Annotated in this window: 16 protein-coding genes; 7 read left to right on the top strand and 9 right to left on the bottom strand. The window is 67.2% G+C overall.

The features are described from left to right. Positions 1–126: 126 nt before the first annotated feature. Together ACZ5XS_RS27025 and dnaB are read right to left on the bottom strand one after the other, a co-directional pair. Positions 127–1,512 carry a serine hydrolase domain-containing protein gene (locus ACZ5XS_RS27025; protein ID WP_468655503.1) on the bottom strand — a complete coding sequence of 462 codons (1,386 nt, stop codon included), beginning with the start codon at positions 1,510–1,512 and terminating at the stop codon, positions 127–129. A 148-nt stretch (positions 1,513–1,660) separates the two neighbouring features. Continuing rightward, a complete protein-coding gene (gene dnaB, locus ACZ5XS_RS27020; RefSeq protein WP_468655501.1) occupies positions 1,661–3,139 on the bottom strand; it encodes a replicative DNA helicase in 1,479 nt (492 codons plus the stop codon). 460 nt (positions 3,140–3,599) lie between these two features. On the opposite strand from dnaB, the gene ACZ5XS_RS27015 reads away from it, so the two are divergent. Continuing rightward, the gene (locus tag ACZ5XS_RS27015; RefSeq protein ID WP_468655499.1) at positions 3,600–4,937 is read left to right on the top strand and encodes an MATE family efflux transporter; all 1,338 of its coding nucleotides are present in this window, start codon (positions 3,600–3,602) and stop codon (positions 4,935–4,937) included. Between the two features lie 127 nt (positions 4,938–5,064). Here the strand turns inward: ACZ5XS_RS27015 and rplI are convergent, their stop codons facing one another. The 4 genes from rplI to rpsF all read right to left on the bottom strand — a co-directional run bounded on the left by rplI (position 5,065) and on the right by rpsF (position 6,803). Next, complete coding sequence (rplI, locus tag ACZ5XS_RS27010; protein WP_468655497.1) at positions 5,065–5,511, bottom strand: 50S ribosomal protein L9; 447 nt, start codon at positions 5,509–5,511, stop codon at positions 5,065–5,067. A gap of 18 nt (positions 5,512–5,529) precedes the next feature. After that, on the bottom strand, positions 5,530–5,766 hold the full coding sequence (gene rpsR / locus ACZ5XS_RS27005) for a 30S ribosomal protein S18 (protein WP_003949403.1): 237 nt from the start codon (positions 5,764–5,766) through the stop codon (positions 5,530–5,532). A 57-nt stretch (positions 5,767–5,823) separates the two neighbouring features. Further along, the gene (locus ACZ5XS_RS27000; RefSeq protein ID WP_468655495.1) at positions 5,824–6,432 is read right to left on the bottom strand and encodes a single-stranded DNA-binding protein; all 609 of its coding nucleotides are present in this window, start codon (positions 6,430–6,432) and stop codon (positions 5,824–5,826) included. An 80-nt stretch (positions 6,433–6,512) separates the two neighbouring features. Continuing rightward, entirely contained in the window at positions 6,513–6,803 is a 291-nt protein-coding gene (gene rpsF / locus ACZ5XS_RS26995; protein ID WP_005482942.1) for a 30S ribosomal protein S6, read from the bottom strand. 266 nt (positions 6,804–7,069) lie between these two features. Here rpsF and ACZ5XS_RS26990 point away from each other — a divergent pair, with 266 nt between their 5' ends. The 3 genes from ACZ5XS_RS26990 to ACZ5XS_RS26980 all read left to right on the top strand — a co-directional run bounded on the left by ACZ5XS_RS26990 (position 7,070) and on the right by ACZ5XS_RS26980 (position 9,788). After that, entirely contained in the window at positions 7,070–7,378 is a 309-nt protein-coding gene (locus ACZ5XS_RS26990; protein ID WP_217234896.1) for a hypothetical protein, read from the top strand. Positions 7,379–7,560: 182 nt separating this feature from the next. Further along, complete coding sequence (femX, locus tag ACZ5XS_RS26985; protein WP_217234895.1) at positions 7,561–8,682, top strand: peptidoglycan bridge formation glycyltransferase FemX; 1,122 nt, start codon at positions 7,561–7,563, stop codon at positions 8,680–8,682. Between the two features lie 74 nt (positions 8,683–8,756). Next, positions 8,757–9,788: an alanine racemase gene (locus tag ACZ5XS_RS26980; RefSeq protein ID WP_468655493.1), complete on the top strand. Its 1,032-nt coding sequence runs from the start codon at positions 8,757–8,759 to the stop codon at positions 9,786–9,788. A gap of 99 nt (positions 9,789–9,887) precedes the next feature. Here ACZ5XS_RS26980 and ACZ5XS_RS26975 read toward each other — a convergent pair whose 3' ends face one another. Further along, the gene (locus ACZ5XS_RS26975; RefSeq protein WP_468655491.1) at positions 9,888–11,408 is read right to left on the bottom strand and encodes a glycosyltransferase family 87 protein; all 1,521 of its coding nucleotides are present in this window, start codon (positions 11,406–11,408) and stop codon (positions 9,888–9,890) included. A gap of 108 nt (positions 11,409–11,516) precedes the next feature. After that, positions 11,517–14,213 carry a transglycosylase domain-containing protein gene (locus ACZ5XS_RS26970; RefSeq protein ID WP_468655489.1) on the bottom strand — a complete coding sequence of 899 codons (2,697 nt, stop codon included), beginning with the start codon at positions 14,211–14,213 and terminating at the stop codon, positions 11,517–11,519. A gap of 386 nt (positions 14,214–14,599) precedes the next feature. Between ACZ5XS_RS26970 and ACZ5XS_RS26965 the strand changes: the two genes are divergently transcribed. The 3 genes from ACZ5XS_RS26965 to ACZ5XS_RS26955 all read left to right on the top strand — a co-directional run bounded on the left by ACZ5XS_RS26965 (position 14,600) and on the right by ACZ5XS_RS26955 (position 17,769). Beyond that, positions 14,600–15,280, top strand: a complete 681-nt coding sequence (locus ACZ5XS_RS26965; protein ID WP_468655487.1) for a PadR family transcriptional regulator — start codon at positions 14,600–14,602, stop codon at positions 15,278–15,280. Between the two features lie 44 nt (positions 15,281–15,324). Next, on the top strand, positions 15,325–16,407 hold the full coding sequence (locus tag ACZ5XS_RS26960; RefSeq protein ID WP_468655485.1) for an inositol-3-phosphate synthase: 1,083 nt from the start codon (positions 15,325–15,327) through the stop codon (positions 16,405–16,407). Between the two features lie 102 nt (positions 16,408–16,509). After that, a complete protein-coding gene (locus tag ACZ5XS_RS26955) occupies positions 16,510–17,769 on the top strand; it encodes an MFS transporter (protein WP_468655483.1) in 1,260 nt (419 codons plus the stop codon). Between the two features lie 113 nt (positions 17,770–17,882). Here ACZ5XS_RS26955 and ACZ5XS_RS26950 read toward each other — a convergent pair whose 3' ends face one another. Next, positions 17,883–19,325: a CCA tRNA nucleotidyltransferase gene (locus ACZ5XS_RS26950; RefSeq protein WP_468655481.1), complete on the bottom strand. Its 1,443-nt coding sequence runs from the start codon at positions 19,323–19,325 to the stop codon at positions 17,883–17,885. Positions 19,326–19,408: the final 83 nt, after the last annotated feature.

Genomic DNA, 19,408 nt, shown 5'->3' with positions numbered 1-19,408 from the left:
GCCTCTGCTCGTTTTGGTTCAACGTTCAGGTTTGAATGGGGAGCCCAGAGCGCCGGGATTCTCTGGTTGGAGGGGGGTAGGGGGCCCTGTTCCAGGGGAAAAGGCCCCCCTCGCCATGCCGGCGCGTCAGCCGATGCCGCGCCAACCCTCGGGATCCACTCCACCGGGCAGGGAAGCCCCCTCGCCGTACGGCTGGCGCGTGAAGACGAACGTCCCCAGGTCGAGATGGCTCACGGCTCCGTCCGGGCGCCGTACGGCCTTCAAGAGCTCCCCGGCGTAATAGCCCTCCAGGCCCGTCCAGGTTCCGTCACCGTTCGCCCGGAACCGGGAACGACGGCCGTTGCCGGAGAGCGGGCCCAGCGAGACGAGCCCGTCGGCCGTCAGCCGCAGGGCGAAGGCATGCGTTCCCCAGTACCACTGTCCAGCCAACTCGAGCGTGGCCGCGTCGACTTCGCGCAGCGGCTGCCATGGATCGGGGAAGCGGGGCTCGGACTCGGCGACGATTCGTACGAGGTCTGCACTCACGGCCGACAACAGCGGGCCGGAGGTGCAGTTGGCCATAACCACCGCCGCGACGCCGTCCGCCACGCTGATGGTGAGGTTCGCGAGGAAGCCCGGCAGCGAACCCGAGTGCCCCACGAGCAACCGTCCGTCCCGGTGCTGGATCTGCAGGCCGAGCCCATAGGTGGCACCGTCCACGACATCCGTGGCCTCGGCCGGCGCCGCGGGTGTCCGCATCTCCAGCACGGTCGCCGCGCTCAAGACCCGGTCGTCCCCCTTCGCCAGGAAGGCGGCGAACTTCGCCAAGTCGCCGGTGGTGGACCAGAGTTGCCCGGCCGGAGCCATCAGCCCAAGGTCCTCCGTGGGTTCGGGCAGCATCACGTCGGCCCACGGGTGCACCGCCCAGGCACCGGCATGAGGGGCCTGGGGCCGCGCGCTCGTACGATCGAGGCCCAGAGGCTCGAGTACCTCGTTGCGCAGTACCTCCTCCCACGGAGCCCCGCGCAGCTTCTCGAGGAGCGCGCCCAGCAGGCTGTAGCCGGGGTTCGAGTAATGGAAACGGCGGCCTGCCGGATGCCGGAAGGGCTGCTCCCCCAGTATGTCGGCGAGTTCGGGACGCAGGGACCCCGGGGTGCGCTCCCACCACGGCGCGGGGGACTCGGCCGCCAGCCCGCTCGTGTGGGCGAGCAGTTCGGCGATCGTGGCCTCTCCCGCACCGGTTCCCGACAGGTGTTTCTCCAGCGGGTCACCGAGGTCGAGCGCGCCCTCGTCGCGCAGCCGCAGCACGAGAACGGCGGTGAAGGTCTTGGTGATCGACCCGATCCGGTACTGCACGTTCTCGTCGGGGCCGTGCCCCTCCACCGAGGTCCGCGAACCGTGCCACACGGCCCGCCCGTCCCGTACGACCGACGCGACCAGCGAAGGCGCTCGTCCTTCCGCCTGCGCCACGGCAATCCGGTGCGACAGCGCCCGGCGCGTGCCGGGAAGCAAATCATCCTGAGGTGTCGTCATGGCCCCAGTCCACCCCGCGGGGCACTCGGTCGTCGAGTCTGCAGGGTGCTGGGCCGGAGGGCCCTCATCAGGCCGCCGTGGACACGGGACCGGCGTCGGTGATGGCGTCCGGCACGTGCCCGGCCGATCGGACCGGCACACTCCGGGATCAGGTCTGCGCCATGTCCACAAAACGCGAGTAGTGGCCCTGGAAGGCCACCGTGATCGTCGCCGTCGGGCCGTTACGGTGCTTGGCCACGATCAGGTCGGCCTCGCCCGCGCGGGGGGACTCCTTCTCGTAGGCGTCCTCACGGTGCAGCAGGATGACCATGTCGGCGTCCTGCTCGATGGAACCGGACTCACGCAGGTCGGAGACCATGGGCTTCTTGTCCGTGCGCTGCTCGGGACCACGGTTCAGCTGGGAGAGCGCGATGACCGGCACCTCCAGCTCCTTGGCCAGCAGCTTGAGGTTTCGGGACATGTCCGAGACCTCCTGCTGACGGTTCTCCGCACGCTTCGAGCCACCGGACTGCATCAGCTGGAGATAGTCGATGACCACCAGCCTGATGTCGTTGCGCTGTTTGAGGCGCCGGCACTTGGCACGGATCTCCATCATCGACAGGTTCGGGGAGTCGTCGATGAACAGCGGCGCTGCCGAGACGTCCGGCATGCGCCGGGCCAGGCGTGTCCAGTCCTCGTCGGTCATCGTGCCGGATCTCATGTGGTGCAGGGCCACGCGCGCCTCGGCGGACAGCAGGCGCATCGCGATCTCATTGCGGCCCATTTCGAGGGAGAAGATGACGCTCGGCAGATTGTTCTTGATCGACGCGGCCCGCGCGAAGTCCAGCGCGAGGGTGGACTTGCCCATGGCGGGACGGGCGGCGATGACGATCATCTGGCCCGGGTGCAGGCCGTTGGTCAGCGAGTCGAAGTCCGTGAAACCGGTGGGCACTCCGGTCATCTCACCGCTGCGCGAGCCGATCGCCTCGATCTCGTCGAGCGCACCCTCCATGATGTCGCCGAGGGGCAGGTAGTCCTCGCTGGTGCGCTGCTCGGTGACCGCGTAGATCTCCGCCTGGGCCCGGTTGACGATCTCGTCGACGTCGTCGTCGGCCGCGTACCCCATCTGCGTGATGCGGGTACCGGCCTCGACCAGGCGACGCAGCACGGCACGCTCGTGGACGATTTCCGCGTAGTACTCGGCGTTCGCCGCCGTCGGCACGGTCTGGACGAGGGTGTGCAGATACGACGCCCCGCCGACCTTGTTGATCTCGCCGCGCTTGGTGAGTTCGGCGGCGATCGTGATGGGGTCGGCCGGCTCGCCCTTGGCGTAGACGTCGAGGATCGCCTGGTAGATCGTTTCGTGCGCGGGCTTGTAGAAGTCGTGGCCCTTCAGGACCTCGACGACATCAGCGATGGCGTCCTTGGAAAGGAGCATGCCGCCCAGTACGGACTGCTCGGCGTCGAGATCCTGCGGCGGAACTCGCTCGAAGGACGAACCGCCCCCCTCCCAAGCCCCGTTCTCCGTGCCTCGGTCGTGCTGTTCGTCGCGGCCGCGGGCTCCGTCGCCGCGACGTCGGGAGGCGGGCAGACGATCACTGGGACCGCTGTCGGCCCAGGGGTCGTCCAAGGGCTCGGAAATACTCACCGAGCCACCTCCTCCCGTCCGCAGAGCGGACCTTCGGCGTGCCCCTCTTTTCTACGGCACGCCACTGACAAATGAGACGCCCAACTCCGGTTCTGGCGCGTCGGCTTTGTGATGGTTTCCAGGCCGACGGACGGAGTGGGCGTCGGTCCACGGTAGGCCCGCGGGCACCGTCAGCCAATCTGGTTATCCACAGGCCATGTGGACGACGGCCCGGATGCTGTGGAGAAGTCGGCAAAACCTGTGCACGACCCGGTGGACAGCCCTGTGAACAAGCTTCGCCACCTCGCGAGACAACCCTCCTGACCTGCCCTTTCCCCGTCCACTGGCTGTGCAGAAGAAAAACTTTCTCAGTCAGACCAAGATCACATCAGACTGTGCACAGAAGAGCGCATGGCGCGACGATAGGTAAGGGTCATTTAGGCATTGCATCTCTTACCTGTGGACGATTAGATTAGTGCTCATGACACAGGCTCCCGCGACCCCCAAGGCCACCCGCCGTCGCCACGATCGAGAGATCGTGGCGCTGGCCGTACCGGCCTTCGGCGCGCTTGTCGCCGAGCCCCTTTTCGTCATGGTCGACAGTGCGATCGTGGGCCATCTCGGCACGGCCCAACTCGCCGGACTCGGCATCGCCTCGGCTCTCCTAGTGACCGCCGTCAGCATCTTCGTCTTCCTCGCCTACGCCACCACGGCCGCCGTGGCCCGCCGCGTCGGCGCGGGCGACCTCCAGGCCGCCATCCGCCAGGGCATGGACGGCATCTGGCTGGCCCTGCTGCTCGGCGCCGGCGTCATCGCCACCGTCCTGCCCACGGCTCCGGCCGTCGTGGAACTTTTCGGCGCATCCGAGACCGCCGCCCCGTACGCGATCACCTATCTACGGATCTCAGCCCTGGGCATCCCGGCCATGCTCGTCGTGCTCGCCGCCACCGGTGTCCTGCGCGGACTGCAGGACACCAAGACACCGCTGTACGTAGCCATCGCCGGCTTCATCGCCAACGCCGTCCTCAATGTGGGTCTCGTCTACGGCGCCGGCCTCGGCATCGCGGGATCTGCCTGGGGCACCGTCATCGCGCAGTGTGGCATGGCCGCCGCCTATCTCGTGGTCGTGGTCCGCGGTGCCCGTCGGCACGGGGCGTCGCTCAGGCCCGACGCCGCCGGGATCCGGTCCTCGGCACAGGCCGGCATTCCTCTGCTCGTCCGCACGCTTTCGCTGCGTGCCATCCTGATGATCGCCACCGCCGTTGCAGCCCGCCTCGGCGACGCCGACATCGCGGCGCACCAGATCATCCTGTCGCTGTGGAGCCTGCTCGCGTTCGCGCTGGATGCCATCGCCATCGCCGGACAAGCCATCATCGGTCGCTATCTCGGTGCCAATGACCCGGAGGGCGCTCGCAACGTGTGTCGTCGCATGGTGCAGTGGGGCCTCGCGGTGGGCGTCCTGCTCGGCCTATTGGTCGTGATCAGCCGCCCGGTATTCCTGCCCCTGTTCACCAACGATTCGATGGTGAAGGACGCCGCCCTGCCCGCTCTGGTGATCGTCGCCCTTTCACAGCCGATCTGTGGCGTCGTCTTCGTCCTGGACGGAGTCCTCATGGGCGCGGGCGACGGTCCCTACCTGGCGTGGGCGATGCTGGTCACCCTTGCGGTGTTCATCCCGGCCGCCTTCCTGGTTCCTGCCCTCGGCGGTGGGCTCACGGCGCTCTGGGCTGCCATGACACTGATGATGGCCGTGCGCATGCTGACACTCTGGCTGCGCGCCCGCTCCGGGCGCTGGCTGGTGACGGGCGCGACGCGCTGACTGTTTCACGTGAAACCGGCGTTTCACGTGAAACATGGGTGCCGATTCCTGCCCTCCGGCACGCAGAAGGGGCCGCACCTGGATGGGTGCGGCCCCTTCTCTCAGCACTTCAAGCCGAGTGCGGCGATCAGGCCGCGACGACCTCGATGTTGACCTTGGCGGCAACCTCGGGGTGCAGACGCACGGACGTCTCGTGGGCGCCCAGCGTCTTGATCGGCGCGCCGAGCTCGATGCGGCGCTTGTCGACCTCGGGGCCACCGGAAGCCTTGATCGCGGAAGCGACGTCGGCCGGGGTGACGGAACCGAAGAGACGACCGGCGTTGCCGGAGCGAACGGCCAGGCGGACCTTGACGCCCTCGAGCTGGGCCTTCACAGCGTTGGCCTGCTCGATGGTCTGAATCTCGTGGATCTTGCGAGCACGACGAATCTGCTCGACGTCCTTCTCGCCACCCTTGGTCCAGCGAATCGCGAAGTTCCGCGGGATCAGGTAGTTGCGAGCGTAACCGTCCTTGACGTCAACGACGTCGCCCGCGGCACCGAGGCCGGAGACCTCGTGGGTGAGGATGATCTTCATGTTTCGGTCACCCTTCCCTTATCGCGCAGTGGAGGTGTAGGGCAGCAGCGCCATCTCACGGCTGTTCTTCACGGCCGTGGCGACGTCACGCTGGTGCTGCGTGCAGTTGCCGGTCACGCGGCGGGCACGGATCTTGCCGCGGTCGGAAATGAACTTCCGCAGCATGTTCGTGTCCTTGTAGTCCACGTACGTGACCTTGTCCTTGCAGAATGCGCAGACCTTCTTCTTCGGCTTGCGCACAGGCGGCTTCGCCATGGTGTATCTCCTGTGTGATCAAGAAGTGTGGGAACGACCCACCCTTGGCCCGAAGGCCTAGAAGGGGGGCTCGTCCGAGTAGCCGCCGCCAGTACCGCCGCCGCCGGAGTTTCCACCCCAGCCGCCGCCACCGCCGCCGCCCTGGTTGCCACCGGCGGGAGCGCCGGTCGCCCACGGGTCGTCGGCAGGAGCACTGCCGCCGCCCTGCTGGCCGCCGCCGGAGCCACCGCCCCAGCTGCCACCACCCTGGGCGCCGCCACCGCCACCGCCACCGCCACTGAAACCACCCTGGCCACCGCGGCCAGCGGTCTTGGTGACCTTGGCCGTGGCACTGCGCAGGCTGGCGCCGACTTCCTCGACGTCCAGCTCGTAGACCGTGCGCTTGACGCCCTCACGGTCCTCGTAGGACCGCTGCTTCAGCCGGCCCTGCACGATGACGCGCATGCCTCGCTGGAGCGACTCGGCGACGTTCTCAGCCGCCTGACGCCAGACCGAGCAGGTCAGGAACAGGCTCTCGCCGTCCTTCCACTCGTTCGTCTGACGGTCGAAGGTGCGGGGGGTGGACGCGACACGGAACTTCGCGACCGCCGCACCGGAAGGGGTGAAGCGCAGCTCGGGGTCGTCGACAAGATTGCCGACGACCGTGATGACGGTCTCGCCTGCCATGGGGGAACCTCTCGGCGGGTTTGCTGCTGGCTGCTAGTGCTGCTGCTACTCGGAATCCGAGATCAGCTGAGCGGGAGAGCTCAGTGGGTCTCGGGACGGAGGACCTTGGTCCGGAGGACCGACTCGTTCAGGTTCATCTGGCGGTCGAGCTCCTTGACGACCGCAGGCTCGGCCTGCAGGTCGATGACCGAGTAGATGCCCTCAGGCTTCTTCTTGATCTCGTACGAGAGACGACGACGGCCCCAGGTGTCGACCTTCTCGACCTTTCCGTTGCCCTCACGGACGACGGAGAGGAAGTTCTCGATCAGGGGGGCGACAGCGCGCTCCTCCAGATCGGGGTCGAGGATGACCATCACCTCGTAGTGACGCATGTAGAACCCACCTCCTTTGGACTCAACGGCCACGGCAGTTCCGTGGCAGGAGGGTTGTGATGCGTACGCAACGGTATCGGCCGCCACTGACAATCGGGGGTCCCGAAGGGGAGTCGTTTGTCATGACCGTGGGCAGACACCGGTGCAGACGCTACAGACTACCCGTACAGCGGCTTCCGGTTGAAATCCGGCCGCCCGGACCGTCAATCTGTACACATCGGGTGTGTATGGCGCTACGATGCGCCGTCTTCCGCAGGAGGTGCCCTATGGCACAGGCAATGCGACCCAACACCGTCGGAGGCCTTTTCGCCACGGACGGCAAGCCCCACCCGCTCCAGGACACGCTGCTCGCGGTGACCCTGGTGCTGGGCTTCACCTCGTTCGTCACGGCGATGTTCCACAGCCTGCATTTGCTCAGCTCCTGGACCGGCCTCGTGGGGATCCTCACCGGCGCGTACGGGCAGTGGATCTCCGAGACGACCCGGGAACGCTTCGGGCTGATCCTCGGTCTGGGCGCGGCGGGGGTCGGCTTCTTCCTCGGCATGGCGCACGGCGGTCTCTTCGGTGGTTTCTGACTGACGCCACGGACACCGTCCGCTGAACCCTCACAAAACGCGGCGGAACGCCTCGGCGGCCAACAGGCCGAGGCCAAGGTTCCATACGCCCAGTCAGGGCGCTCGCAAGGCGCAGTAGGCTTCGGCGCGAGAGCCGGAGCCCCCTTACCCATGGGGCCACACCAGCCCGAGGAGCGCCCCGAATGAGCCTGACCCTGAGGACGATCAGTCGCGAGCAGCATCTGGCATACATCCAGAGCCTGCCGTCGGCGAGCCACATGCAGGTTCCGGCCTGGGCCGACGTCAAGGCGGAGTGGCGCTCCGAGAGCCTCGGCTGGTTCGACGACCGTAGTGGTGAACTGGTCGGCGCGGGTCTCGTCCTCTACCGGCAACTGCCCAAGATCAAGCGCTACCTCGCTTATCTGCCCGAGGGCCCGGTCATCAACTGGTTCGCGCCGAATCTCACCGAGTGGCTTGAACCGATGCTCGCGCACCTCAAGCACCAGGGCGCCTTCTCCGTGAAGATGGGCCCGCCGGTGATCATCCGGCGCTGGGAGGCCACCTCCATCAAGGCGGGCATTCAGAACCCTGACGTGAAGCGGCTGCGGGACATCGAGGCCGACTTCATCGAACCGCGCGCCTTCGAGGTGGCCGACAAGCTGCGCCGCATGGGCTGGCAGCAGGGGGAGGACGGCGGGGCCGGCTTCGGCGACGTCCAGCCCCGTTACGTCTATCAGGTGCCGCTGGCGAACCGCTCCCTGGAAGAGGTCCACAAGAACTTCAACCAGCTGTGGCGCCGCAACATCAAGAAGGCCGAGAAGGCCGGCGTCGAGGTCGTCCAGGGCGGCTATCACGACCTCGAGGAGTGGCAGCGCCTGTACGAGATCACGGCCGTGCGCGACCACTTCCGGCCCCGCCCGCTGTCGTACTTCCAGCGCATGTGGACGGCCCTCAACACCGAGGACCCCAATCGCATGCGGCTGTACTTCGCCCGGCACAACGGCGTGAACCTGTCGGCGGCGACGATGCTGATCGTCGGCGGGCACGTCTGGTACTCCTACGGCGCCTCCGACAACATCGGCCGCGAGGTCCGGCCCTCGAACGCGATGCAGTGGCGGATGCTGCGCGACGCCTACGCGCTCGGCGGCACGGTCTACGACCTGCGGGGCATCTCCGACTCGCTGGACGAGACCGACCATCTCTTCGGCCTGATCCAGTTCAAGGTGGGCACGGGCGGCCAGGCCGCCGAGTACCTCGGCGAGTGGGACTTCCCGCTGAACAAGCTGCTCCACAAGGCGCTCGACATCTACATGTCGCGCCGCTGACGTCGCGTTCTTCGCTTCAATAGGTCCCATACCTCTGATACACCGCAGCCACGAGAAAGGTTCCAGGTCCGGCCATGGCGCTCACGCTCTACGTCGACACTGCGCGCTGGCGGGCGCACCACAAGCACGTGCAGGAGCAGTTTCCGGGACTCGTCCCGGTCTGCAAGGGCAACGGCTACGGCTTCGGACACGAGCGGTTGGCGGAGGAGGCCACGCGGCTCGGCTCGGACGTCCTCGCCGTCGGCACGACGTACGAAGCCGCCCGGATCAAGGACTGGTTCGGGGGTGACCTGCTCGTGCTGACGCCGTACCGGCGCGGCGAGGAACCCGTCCCGCTGCCCGACCGGGTCGTCCGCTCGGTGTCGTCGATCGACGGGGTGTACGGCCTCGTGGGCGCCCGTGTGGTGATCGAGGTGATGTCCTCGATGAAGCGGCACGGCATCAGCGAGCAGGACCTGCCGCAGCTGCACGCCGCCATAGAGAACGTCCGTCTCGAAGGCTTCGCGATCCACCTGCCGCTGGACCGCACCGACGGCTCGGACGCCGTCGAGGAGGTCATCGGCTGGATGGACCGGCTGCGTGCGGCCCGCCTGCCGCTGCACACGATGTTCGTCAGTCACCTCAAGGCCGAGGACCTGGCCCGGCTGCAGCAGCAGTTCCCCCAGACCCGCTTCCGCGCCCGTATCGGCACGCGGTTGTGGCTGGGGGACCACGAGGCCACCGAGTACCGCGGGGCGGTCCTGGACGTCTCACGCGTCGCCAAGGGCGACCGCTTCGGCTACCGGCAGCAGAAGGCGGCCTCGGACGGCTTCCTGGTGGTCGTGGCGGGTGGTACGTCCCACGGGGTGGGCCTGGAGGCTCCCAAGGCGCTGCACGGCGTCATGCCGCGCGCCAAGGGCGTTGCCCGCGCCGGCCTCGCCACGGTCAACCGGAACCTTTCTCCGTTCGTCTGGGGCGGCAAGCAGCGCTGGTTCGCCGAGCCGCCGCACATGCAGGTCTCCATCCTGTTCGTGCCTGCCGAGGCCCCGGAGCCGAAGGTCGGTGAGGAGCTGGTGGCCCATCTGCGCCACACCACCACGCAGTTCGACCGGCTCGTCGACCGCTGAGCCCTCGGCTTTTCCGCAGCCGCGGTTGAGCAACAGCCGAAAGGCCGTACACGGAGTCCGTGTACGGCCTTTCGCGTGGGTCGCCCACGTCGCGTTCGCTCAGAGCGAACCGCCCGTGGACGGATCGGAGGAAGACGCCGTTCGCCGGCCGCCCCACTCCACCTGAGGCAGGTCGAAGTGGGCCGCGTGGCGCGGCGAATGGGTTGCAGGGCCCAGGACGAAGACGTCCTCCGCGCCGTCGAGTACGCCGCCCGAGGGGTCGTCGTCACCTGCCCGGCGTACCACGTCGCGCTCCGGCATGAGGATGTCACGCACGACCACCACACACAGGTACAGGGTGCCCAGCAGGTGCAGGGCGATGGCCCAGTGATAGCCGTCGGTCGGCAGGCCCTTGTGGGCGTCTCCACTGGTCGTGTACGCGAGGTACATCCAGATGCCCAGGAAGTACGCCACCTCGCACGCCTGCCAGATCAGGAAGTCCCGCCACTTGGGCCGGGCCAGCGCGGCCAGCGGCACCAACCAGAGGACGTACTGCGGCGAGTAGACCTTGTTGGTGAGGATGAACGCCGCGACGATCAGGAAAGCGAGCTGAGCGAACCGGGGACGGCGCGGCGCGGTGAGCACCAGCGCCGCGATGCCACCGCAGCACAGCAGCATCAGCAGAGTGGCCATAGTGTTCACGGTCTCGGTGCTGGGCGGATTGCTCGTGTTCTGGGACCAGATCAGCCAGAAGGAGCCGAAGTCGACGCCGCGCTCCTGGCTGAACGTGTAGAACTTCGACCAGCCGTCGAAGGCGAAGAACATCACCGGCAGATTCACGACCAGCCAGGCGACGATCGCCCCGACCAGGGCCGTCCCGTACTCTCGCCACTTGCCGGCGCGCCAGCACAGCAGGAGCAATGGGCCGAGCAGGAGGAAGGGATAGAGCTTGGCGGCCGTGGCGAGCCCCAGCAGGACGCCGAAGGCGAGGGACCGGCCCCGGGCCCACATCAGCATCGCGGCGGCCGTCAGGGCGACCGCGAGCAGGTCCCAGTTGATGGTGGCGGTGAGCGCGGCGGCGGGCGCGAGGGCGATCAGCAGTCCGTCCCAGGGGCGCCGGGCGTGTGTACGGGTCACGCAGACGGCGATGACGGCGGCGCACGCCATCAGCATTCCGGCGTTGACCATCCAGTACCACTGTTCCTGGTCCTGGATGCTGCCGCTGCCGGGCGTGAGCCAGCTGGCGACCTCCATGAACACACCGGTCAGCACCGGGTATTCGAGGTACTGCATGTCACCGGGGAGCTTGTCGAAGTACGGGACGAGTCCGTCGGCGAAGCCGCGCCCCTGATAGAGGTGCGGGATGTCCGAGTAGCACGCATGCGTGTACTGGGAGCTGGCGCCGAAGAACCAGGCGCCGTTGTAACAGGGCGCCTTCTGGACCAGGCCGAGGGCGAACATGCCGATCGCCACGAGAGCGATGATCCGGACGGGAGTCCACCAGGACGTCCCGAGCAGGGCACGTCGTCCGACGGGGCCACCGATCAGCTCACTGCCGCTCCTGGCGACCTCGTCGTCCTTGGTCGGCCGCACCACGTCCGGCTCGTGCACGCTCGCTGGCGTCGATTCTGCACTGGGCATGCCGCACATCCTGCCGTACTCGCCCAGGAGTACGCCGAGGGCCGCCGCACCTGGTGGGTGCGGCGGCCCATGTTTCACGTGAAACACCCTCTGTGGGCGATATGACGGCTATCCGGTTGGGCCTCCGAAGAAGCCCCCGTTGTTGCCGTTGTTCCCGTTCTCGCCTGTCGGCGACTCTGTGGGCGAGGAGGTCACACCGCCGTCGGTGGTGCCTCCGTTGTCCACCCCGCCGGTGTTGTCACCGGTGCACTGCCAGTCGAACTGGCAGCTTTCGGTCGGCGTGGGCGACGGAGAGCTCGACGTCAGGCTGGGCGAGGGACTCGGCGTCGGGCTGACGGACGGTTCGGTCTCGCTGACCGTGGGAGTGGGCGTCGGGCTCGGGACGTCGTTGACGATCACACCGATGGGATCGGGAGTCGGGAACGGCTCCGCCTTCACGCCCTTCAGCGCCTGTTCCATGTAGTCGTGCCAGATCTCGGACGGGAACGAGGCACCGTGGATCTTCTCCTGGCCACCCGTTCCGAACATCTCCAGGAACTGGCGGTTCTTCTTGGTCTCGTCGTCGTCCATCCGGAACATGGTGATCGACGTGGACAACTGCGGGGTGTAGCCCACGAACCAGGCGGACTTGTTGCCGTCGGTGGTACCGGTCTTGCCCGCCACCTCACGGTCGCTCAACTGGGCGTTGGTGCCCGTGCCGTCCTCGACCACGGTCTTGAGGACGTCCGTGACGTTGTCGGCGACCTTCGGGTCGAACGCGTCCTTGGACTCGTCCTTGTGCGCGTAGATCTGACCGTCCTTGCTCGTGACCTTCTGAACCGAGAACGGCTCGCGCTGCTTGCCGCTGGCCGCGAACGTGGCGTACGCACCCGCCATACGGATCGCGCTGGGGTCGGAGATACCGATGGAGAAGGACGGGAAGCTGGTGCCCGCGAGGCTGTTCTCCTTGAGGCCGGCGTCCATGGCCGCCTCCTTCACCTTGTCCAGCCCGACGTCCATGCCGAGCTGTACGAAGGCGGAGTTCACCGATTCCCGCATGGCCTCACGCAGGTCGATCTGGTAGTTCGGCGGGCTGCCGTACGACTGCTGGCCGTCGTTCTCCTGCAGCCACTCCTTGTCCTTCTCGTTCTTCCAGATCGACCCGTCGTAGTTCTTGATCTTGAGGTCGTTCTTGCCGCTGTACAGACTCTTCGGGGAGACGACCGTGCGCTCGTCCTGTGCCTGGCTCTCGCCCAGGTCCGGATCGCGCACACCCCACTTCATCGCCGCCGCGAGCACGAACGGCTTGAAGGTCGAACCCACCTGCGCACCGGTCGCGTCGGCGTTGTTGGTGAAGTGCTTCGTCGCGTCCTCACCGCCGTAGATGGCCTTGATGGCGCCGGTCGTCGGATCCACAGAAGCGCCACCGAACTGGACGAATTTGTCCGTCTTCGGGCGTTCCTTGGGTTTGATGTTCGCCTTCTGGACCTTCTGGACCGACTTCTCGAGTTCGTCGACCTTCTTCTTGTCGAAGGTCGTGTAGATCGAGTAGCCGCCCTGCTGCAGCTGATCGGCGCTGATGATGTCGTTGTTGATCACGTACGCCTTGGCGAGGTCGACGAGGTAGCCCACCTGACCGCTCAGCTCGTTGTTCGAACGCGGGTTCTTCACGGCGGGGAGTTCCGTGTACTTGGCCCGCACCGCGGGGCTCAGATGGCCGTACTCGACCATCTTGTCGAGCGTGTCCTGCATCTGTGCCAGGGCCCGCTTCTGGTTGGCCTCGGGGGTGGCATTGGCCGGGTCGATGGACTGCGCACCCGCCGGGTCGTAGTACGTGGCGCCCTTGAGTGTCGCGGCGAGGAAGGCACACTCGCCCTCGTTCAGGTCGACGGCGTCCTTGTTGAAGTAGGCGCGGGCGGCCGCCTGGATGCCGTAGGCCGAGCGTCCGTAATACGCGGAGTTCAGGTAGCCCTCCATGATCTTGGACTTCGGGACCGTGGCGCCCACCTTGATGGAGACGAAGATCTCCTTGAACTTTCGCGAGATCGTCTGGGACTGGTCGTTGAGCCTCGCGTTCTTCACGTACTGCTGGGTGATGGTCGAGCCACCCTGCGTCTCACCGCCACGGGCCATGTTGAACACGGCGCGGGCGATGCCCTTGGGGTCGATGCCGCTGTCGGTCTCGAAGGTCTTGTTCTCCTGCGAGATGACGGCGTACTGCATCGCCTTGGGGATCTGCGAGAGGTTGACGTTCTGGCGGTTCGTCTCACCGCCCGTGGCGACCATCTCGGTGCCGTTGGCCCAGTAGTAGACGTTGTTCTGAGCCGTCGCCGTCAGCTGGTCGTTCGGGACGCTCACGAGCGCGTACCCGACGCCCGCGACCGCGACCAAGCCCCCGAAGAAGCCGATGAACAGGCCCGTCACCAGCTTCCACGACGGAACCCAGCGCCCCACGCCGTACTTGCCGGCACGCGGGTAGTCGATGAGCCGCTTCTTGCCCGAAGCCGCTGCACGCCCCCGTCCAGGGCCGTTCGGACCACCGGGACCACCACGGCGGCCACGGCCGGCGGGTTCGGGCGCTCTGCGTCGGCTTCCACCACTTCTCTGTGCCGCGCGGCGGGCTTCGGCGCGGCTGCCGAACTGACGTTCCTCGCCTCCCGGGCCATAGGAATCCGACTCATGGGAACTCTCCCCATAGGAGTCGGAAAGTGACCCGGTGGCGCGCGGAGACGCGCGGCGGCCGGAGGACGAACCGGGCTGGCCGCGTCGGGCCGCGGCACGTCCGCCTCCCTGCGGCTGCGGCGGTTTGCGACGGTGCTCGCTCATCGAACGACTACTCCTCGGGCAGGCGCACCTTTGCGCGCCTGGAAACGGCGGCTTGTTTCCGGTCCCCCCGAAGTACGGATGTGGTCGGTTACACATTCACCCGTACTGCACCGAGGGCGAAGACGCCCCCCAGACGTCACTCGGTTCCCGGTGGTGTGCATGGCGCACAGACTACGCACCGTCAAAACCTGCCTAGGCCAGAAGTTCACCCCAAACCAGGCAACTTGCTTCCCATGAATCAGTGATGTGATCCCGTTCACCGTCCCCGCCCTTGCCGCGACCGGAAGGCCGTTCTATCGTCTGGATGTATCGAGTCGATACATCAGCTCGGCATAACGACCGTCACGGCACCCGTTCCGACGGGTCGCGGCAGGGAGGAGGCGACCATGAGCCGGCGTTCCGGGATCCTTGAGTTCGCCGTACTCGGCCTGCTCCGCGAGTCCCCGATGCACGGATACGAGCTGCGCAAACGACTCAACACGTCACTGGGTGTGTTCCGTGCGTTCAGCTACGGAACCCTGTACCCCTGCCTCAAGACGCTGCTCGCGAACGGCTGGTTGATCGAAGAGCCGGGGAACACCTCCGAAGACGCCCTCGCCGCACCACTCGCAGGGCGTCGTGCCAAGATCGTCTATCGGTTGACGGCGGAAGGTAAGGAGCACTTCGAGGAGCTCCTTTCACAGACCGGGCCCGACGCGTACGAGGACGAGACCTTCGCCGCTCGCTTCGCCTTCTTCGGACAGACCTCCCGTGATGTGCGCATGCGCGTCCTGGAGGGCCGTCGCAGCCGGCTCGAGGAGCGCCTGGAGAAGATGCGCGCCTCGCTGGTCCGCACCCGGGAGCGCCTCGACGACTACACGCTTGAGCTCCAGCGCCACGGAATGGAGTCCGTGGAGCGCGAAGTGCGCTGGCTGAACGAGCTCATCGAAAGCGAGCGGGCCGGACGGGACCTGAAGGGTTCCGTCCACGAAGAACCCGCTCGTGACAACACAGAGGGAGCGCCGGGCGTTCTGCCCCGGACCAGGGACGTCCCCGGTCCGGATACGCCCGGCGACACCACCACGTGAGACCCCTGCCAGGGCCTCACTCGTACACACAGGGAGCAACCGGAATGGGTTCGGTTCGCGTAGCCATCGTCGGCGTGGGCAACTGCGCCGCGTCGCTGGTGCAGGGAGTCGAGTACTACAAGGACGCCGACCCGGCGACCAAGGTGCCCGGCCTGATGCACGTCCAGTTCGGCGACTACCACGTCGGCGACGTCGAGTTCGTCGCCGCCTTCGACGTCGACGCGAAGAAGGTCGGCCTCGACCTCTCGGACGCCATCGGTGCCAGCGAGAACAACACCATCAAGATCTGCGACGTCCCGAACAAGGGCGTCACGGTCCAGCGTGGTCACACGCTCGACGGTCTCGGCAAGTACTACCGCGAGACCATCGAGGAGTCCGACGAGACCCCGGTCGACGTCGTCCAGATCCTCAAGGACAAGCAGGTCGACGTCCTCGTCTGCTACCTGCCCGTCGGTTCCGAGGACGCGGCGAAGTTCTACGCCCAGGCCGCCATCGACGCCAAGGTCGCGTTCGTCAACGCCCTCCCGGTCTTCATCGCCGGCACCAAGGAGTGGGCGGACAAGTTCACCGAGGCGGGCGTCCCGATCGTGGGTGACGACATCAAGTCGCAGGTCGGTGCCACCATCACGCACCGTGTGATGGCGAAGCTGTTCGAGGACCGCGGTGTCCGTCTTGAGCGCACCATGCAGCTCAACGTCGGCGGCAACATGGACTTCAAGAACATGCTCGAGCGTGACCGCCTCGAGTCCAAGAAGATCTCGAAGACGCAGTCCGTCACCTCGCAGATCCGTGACCGCGACATGGGTGCCGACAACGTCCACATCGGCCCGTCCGACTACGTGGCCTGGCTGGACGACCGCAAGTGGGCGTACGTCCGTCTCGAGGGCCGTGCCTTCGGTGACGTCCCGCTGAACCTGGAGTACAAGCTCGAGGTCTGGGACTCCCCGAACTCCGCGGGTGTCATCATCGACGCCCTGCGCGCCGCGAAGATCGCCAAGGACCGCGGCATCGGCGGCCCGATCCTGTCGGCGTCCTCGTACTTCATGAAGTCCCCGCCGGTCCAGTACTTCGACGACGAGGCCTACGACAACGTCGAGAGGTTCATCAAGGGCGAAGTCGAGCGCTGACAAGCCAGAACGCAGCGCGCCAAGGCCCCGGTCTGCTCGCGTGTTCGAGGGTCCCCGAGGCATTGCGCCCGGGGGCCCTCCCCTTGTGTGAGGCTGTGCACCATGGCCGTCGTCCGTGACCTGCGTGTCCTCCTCCGCTTCCGGAACTTCCGACGCCTCCTCGCCGTACGTCTGCTGTCGCAGGGCGCCGACGGCGTCTACCAGGTCGGTCTCGCCGCCTACGTCGTCTTCTCGCCGGAGAAGCAGACCTCGGCCACCGCGATCGCCTCAGCGATGGCCATCCTGCTGCTGCCGTACTCCCTGGTGGGCCCCTTCGCCGGCGTCCTGCTGGACCGCTGGCGGCGCCGCCAGGTCTTCCTGTACGGCAACCTGCTGCGCGCCCTGATGGCATCGGTGACCGCCGTCCTGATCGTCAGCCAGGTCCCCGACTGGCTCTTCTACGTCTCCGCGCTGTGTGTCACCGCCGTCAACCGCTTCGTCCTGTCCGGCCTGTCCGCCGCGCTGCCCCGCCTCGTGGACGCGGAACGCCTGGTGATCGCCAACTCCCTTTCTCCGACCGCCGGAACGCTCGCCGCGACCGCGGGTGGCGGTCTCGCCTTCGTCGTACGGCTGGTGGTCGCGGACTCGGACGCGGCCGTGGTGCTGGTGGGTGCTGCGCTGTACCTGTGCGGGGCGCTCGCATCGCTGCGCATGGCGCCGGAACTGCTGGGCCCCGACCGCGTGGTACCCCATCGACTCGCGACGGCGCTCGCCGGCACCGCCCGCGACCTGAGGGCGGGCGTACGGCATCTTGCCGCACCCTCGCGCCGGGAGGCCGCCCGGGCGCTCGGCGCGATGGCGCTGATGCGGTTCTGCTACGGCGCCCTGCTGGTCATGCTGCTGATGCTCTGCCGGTACGAGTTCTCCTCGGACACGGACGACGGGCTCGCCCTGCTGGGCCTGGCATTGGGGGTCTCCGGCGCAGGTTTCTTCGCGGCAGCCGTCGTGACGCCGTGGGCGGCCGGACGGCTCGGTCCCGGCAAGTGGATCCTCGTGTGCGCGGCGGCCGCCGCGGCCCTGGAGCCCTCCCTGGGCCTGCCGTTCGCCCCCGCCCCCATGCTCGCCGCGGCCTTCGTGCTGGGCCTGACGACCCAGGGGGCGAAGATCGCCACCGACACGATCGTCCAGTCCTCGGTCGAGGACGGCTTCCGGGGAAGGGTCTTCTCCGTCTACGACGTGCTGTTCAACGTCGCCTTCGTCAGTGCCGCCGCGGTCGCCGCCCTGATGCTGCCCCCGGACGGCCGGTCGGTGCCGCTGGTGCTCACGATCGCCGTCATCTACGGAGCGGTCGCCGTTGCCCTGGCTCGCTTTGAACGCTGGTGAGCGTCACCGAGTCATGTTTCACGTGAAACACACCCTCCGAGTGGACCCGAGACAGTCCTCGTGCGCGCGTCCGGGGTCATGTTTCACGTGAAACATGACCCCGTTTCACGGCTTCAGCCCTGCTCGGCCCACCACTCCTTGAGTGCGGCCACCGCCTCGTCGTGCTCCATCGGCCCGTTCTCCAGACGAAGCTCCAGCATGTGCTTGTAGGCGCGGCCGACCGCAGGGCCGGGTCCGACACCAAGGCTCTCCATGATCTGGTTGCCGTCGAGATCGGGACGGATCGCGTCCAGCTCCTCCTGCTCCTTGAGCTGGGCGATCCGCTCTTCCAGGCCGTCGTACGCCCGGGACAGCGCGGCCGCCTTTCGCTTGTTCCGGGTCGTGCAGTCCGACCGGGTCAGCTTGTGGAGACGGTCGAGGAGCGGACCCGCGTCCCTGACATAACGACGGACCGCGGAGTCGGTCCACTCCCCGGCGCCGTACCCATGGAAGCGCAGGTGGAGTTCGACCAGGTGCGAGACGTCCTTCACCAGATCGTTGGAGTACTTCAGCTCGGTCATGCGCTTCTTGGTCATCTTCGCCCCGACCACCTCGTGGTGGTGGAACGAGACCCGTCCGTCGCTCTCGAAGCGGCGTGTCCGCGGCTTGCCGATGTCGTGCAGCAGAGCGGCCAGGCGGAGGACGAGGTCGGGACCGTTCTCCTCCAGCGCGATCGCCTGCTCCAGGACGATCAGTGTGTGCTCGTAGACGTCCTTGTGCCGGTGGTGCTCGTCGCTCTCCAACCGCAGGGCGGGCAGCTCCGGCAGAACGTGGTCGGCGATCCCGGTGTCGACGAGCAGCGCCAGGCCCTTGCGTGGGAGCGCGGACAGAATCAGCTTGTTCAGCTCGTCCCGTACCCGCTCCGACGAGACGATCCCGATGCGCCCGGACATCTCCTTCATGGCCGTGACGACTTCGGGAGCCACGTCGAAGTCGAGCTGCGCGGCGAAGCGCGCGGCCCGCATCATCCGCAGTGGATCGTCGGAGAAGGACTCCTCGGGGGTGCCCGGGGTGCGCAGGACACGCGCCGCGAGGTCGTCGAGCCCGCCATGCGGATCGATGAACTCCTTCTCCGGCAGCGCGACGGCCATCGCGTTCACGGTGAAGTCCCGACGGACGAGGTCCTCCTCGATGGAGTCGCCGTACGACACCTCGGGCTTGCGCGAGGTCCGGTCGTACGCCTCCGACCGGTAGGTGGTGACCTCGATCTGGTAGCCGTCCTTCTGTGCTCCGACCGTGCCGAAGGCGATCCCGACCTCCCAGACGGCGTCCGCCCACGGCCGCACGATCTTCAGTACGTCTTCGGGGCGGGCGTCGGTCGTGAAGTCCAGGTCATTGCCGAGCCGGCCGAGCAGCGCGTCCCGGACGGAGCCGCCGACCAGGGCGAGCGAGAACCCGGCCTCCTGGAATCGGCGGGCGAGGTCGTCGGCGACAGGAGCGACCCGCAGCAGTTCAGTGACCGCGCGGTGCTGCACCTGACTCAGGACACTGGGCTTGTCTTCGTTGGCGTTCGGCACAACAGAAGAGGGTACGTGGCTCAGGCGATCCCGGGCTCCTCCATTAAACGGGCACAGACCCTCCACCCCGACCTGCACAGGAC

The organism is Streptomyces sp. NPDC033131 (assembly GCF_055578365.1).
This window is presented reverse-complemented; position numbering and strand designations above follow the sequence as displayed.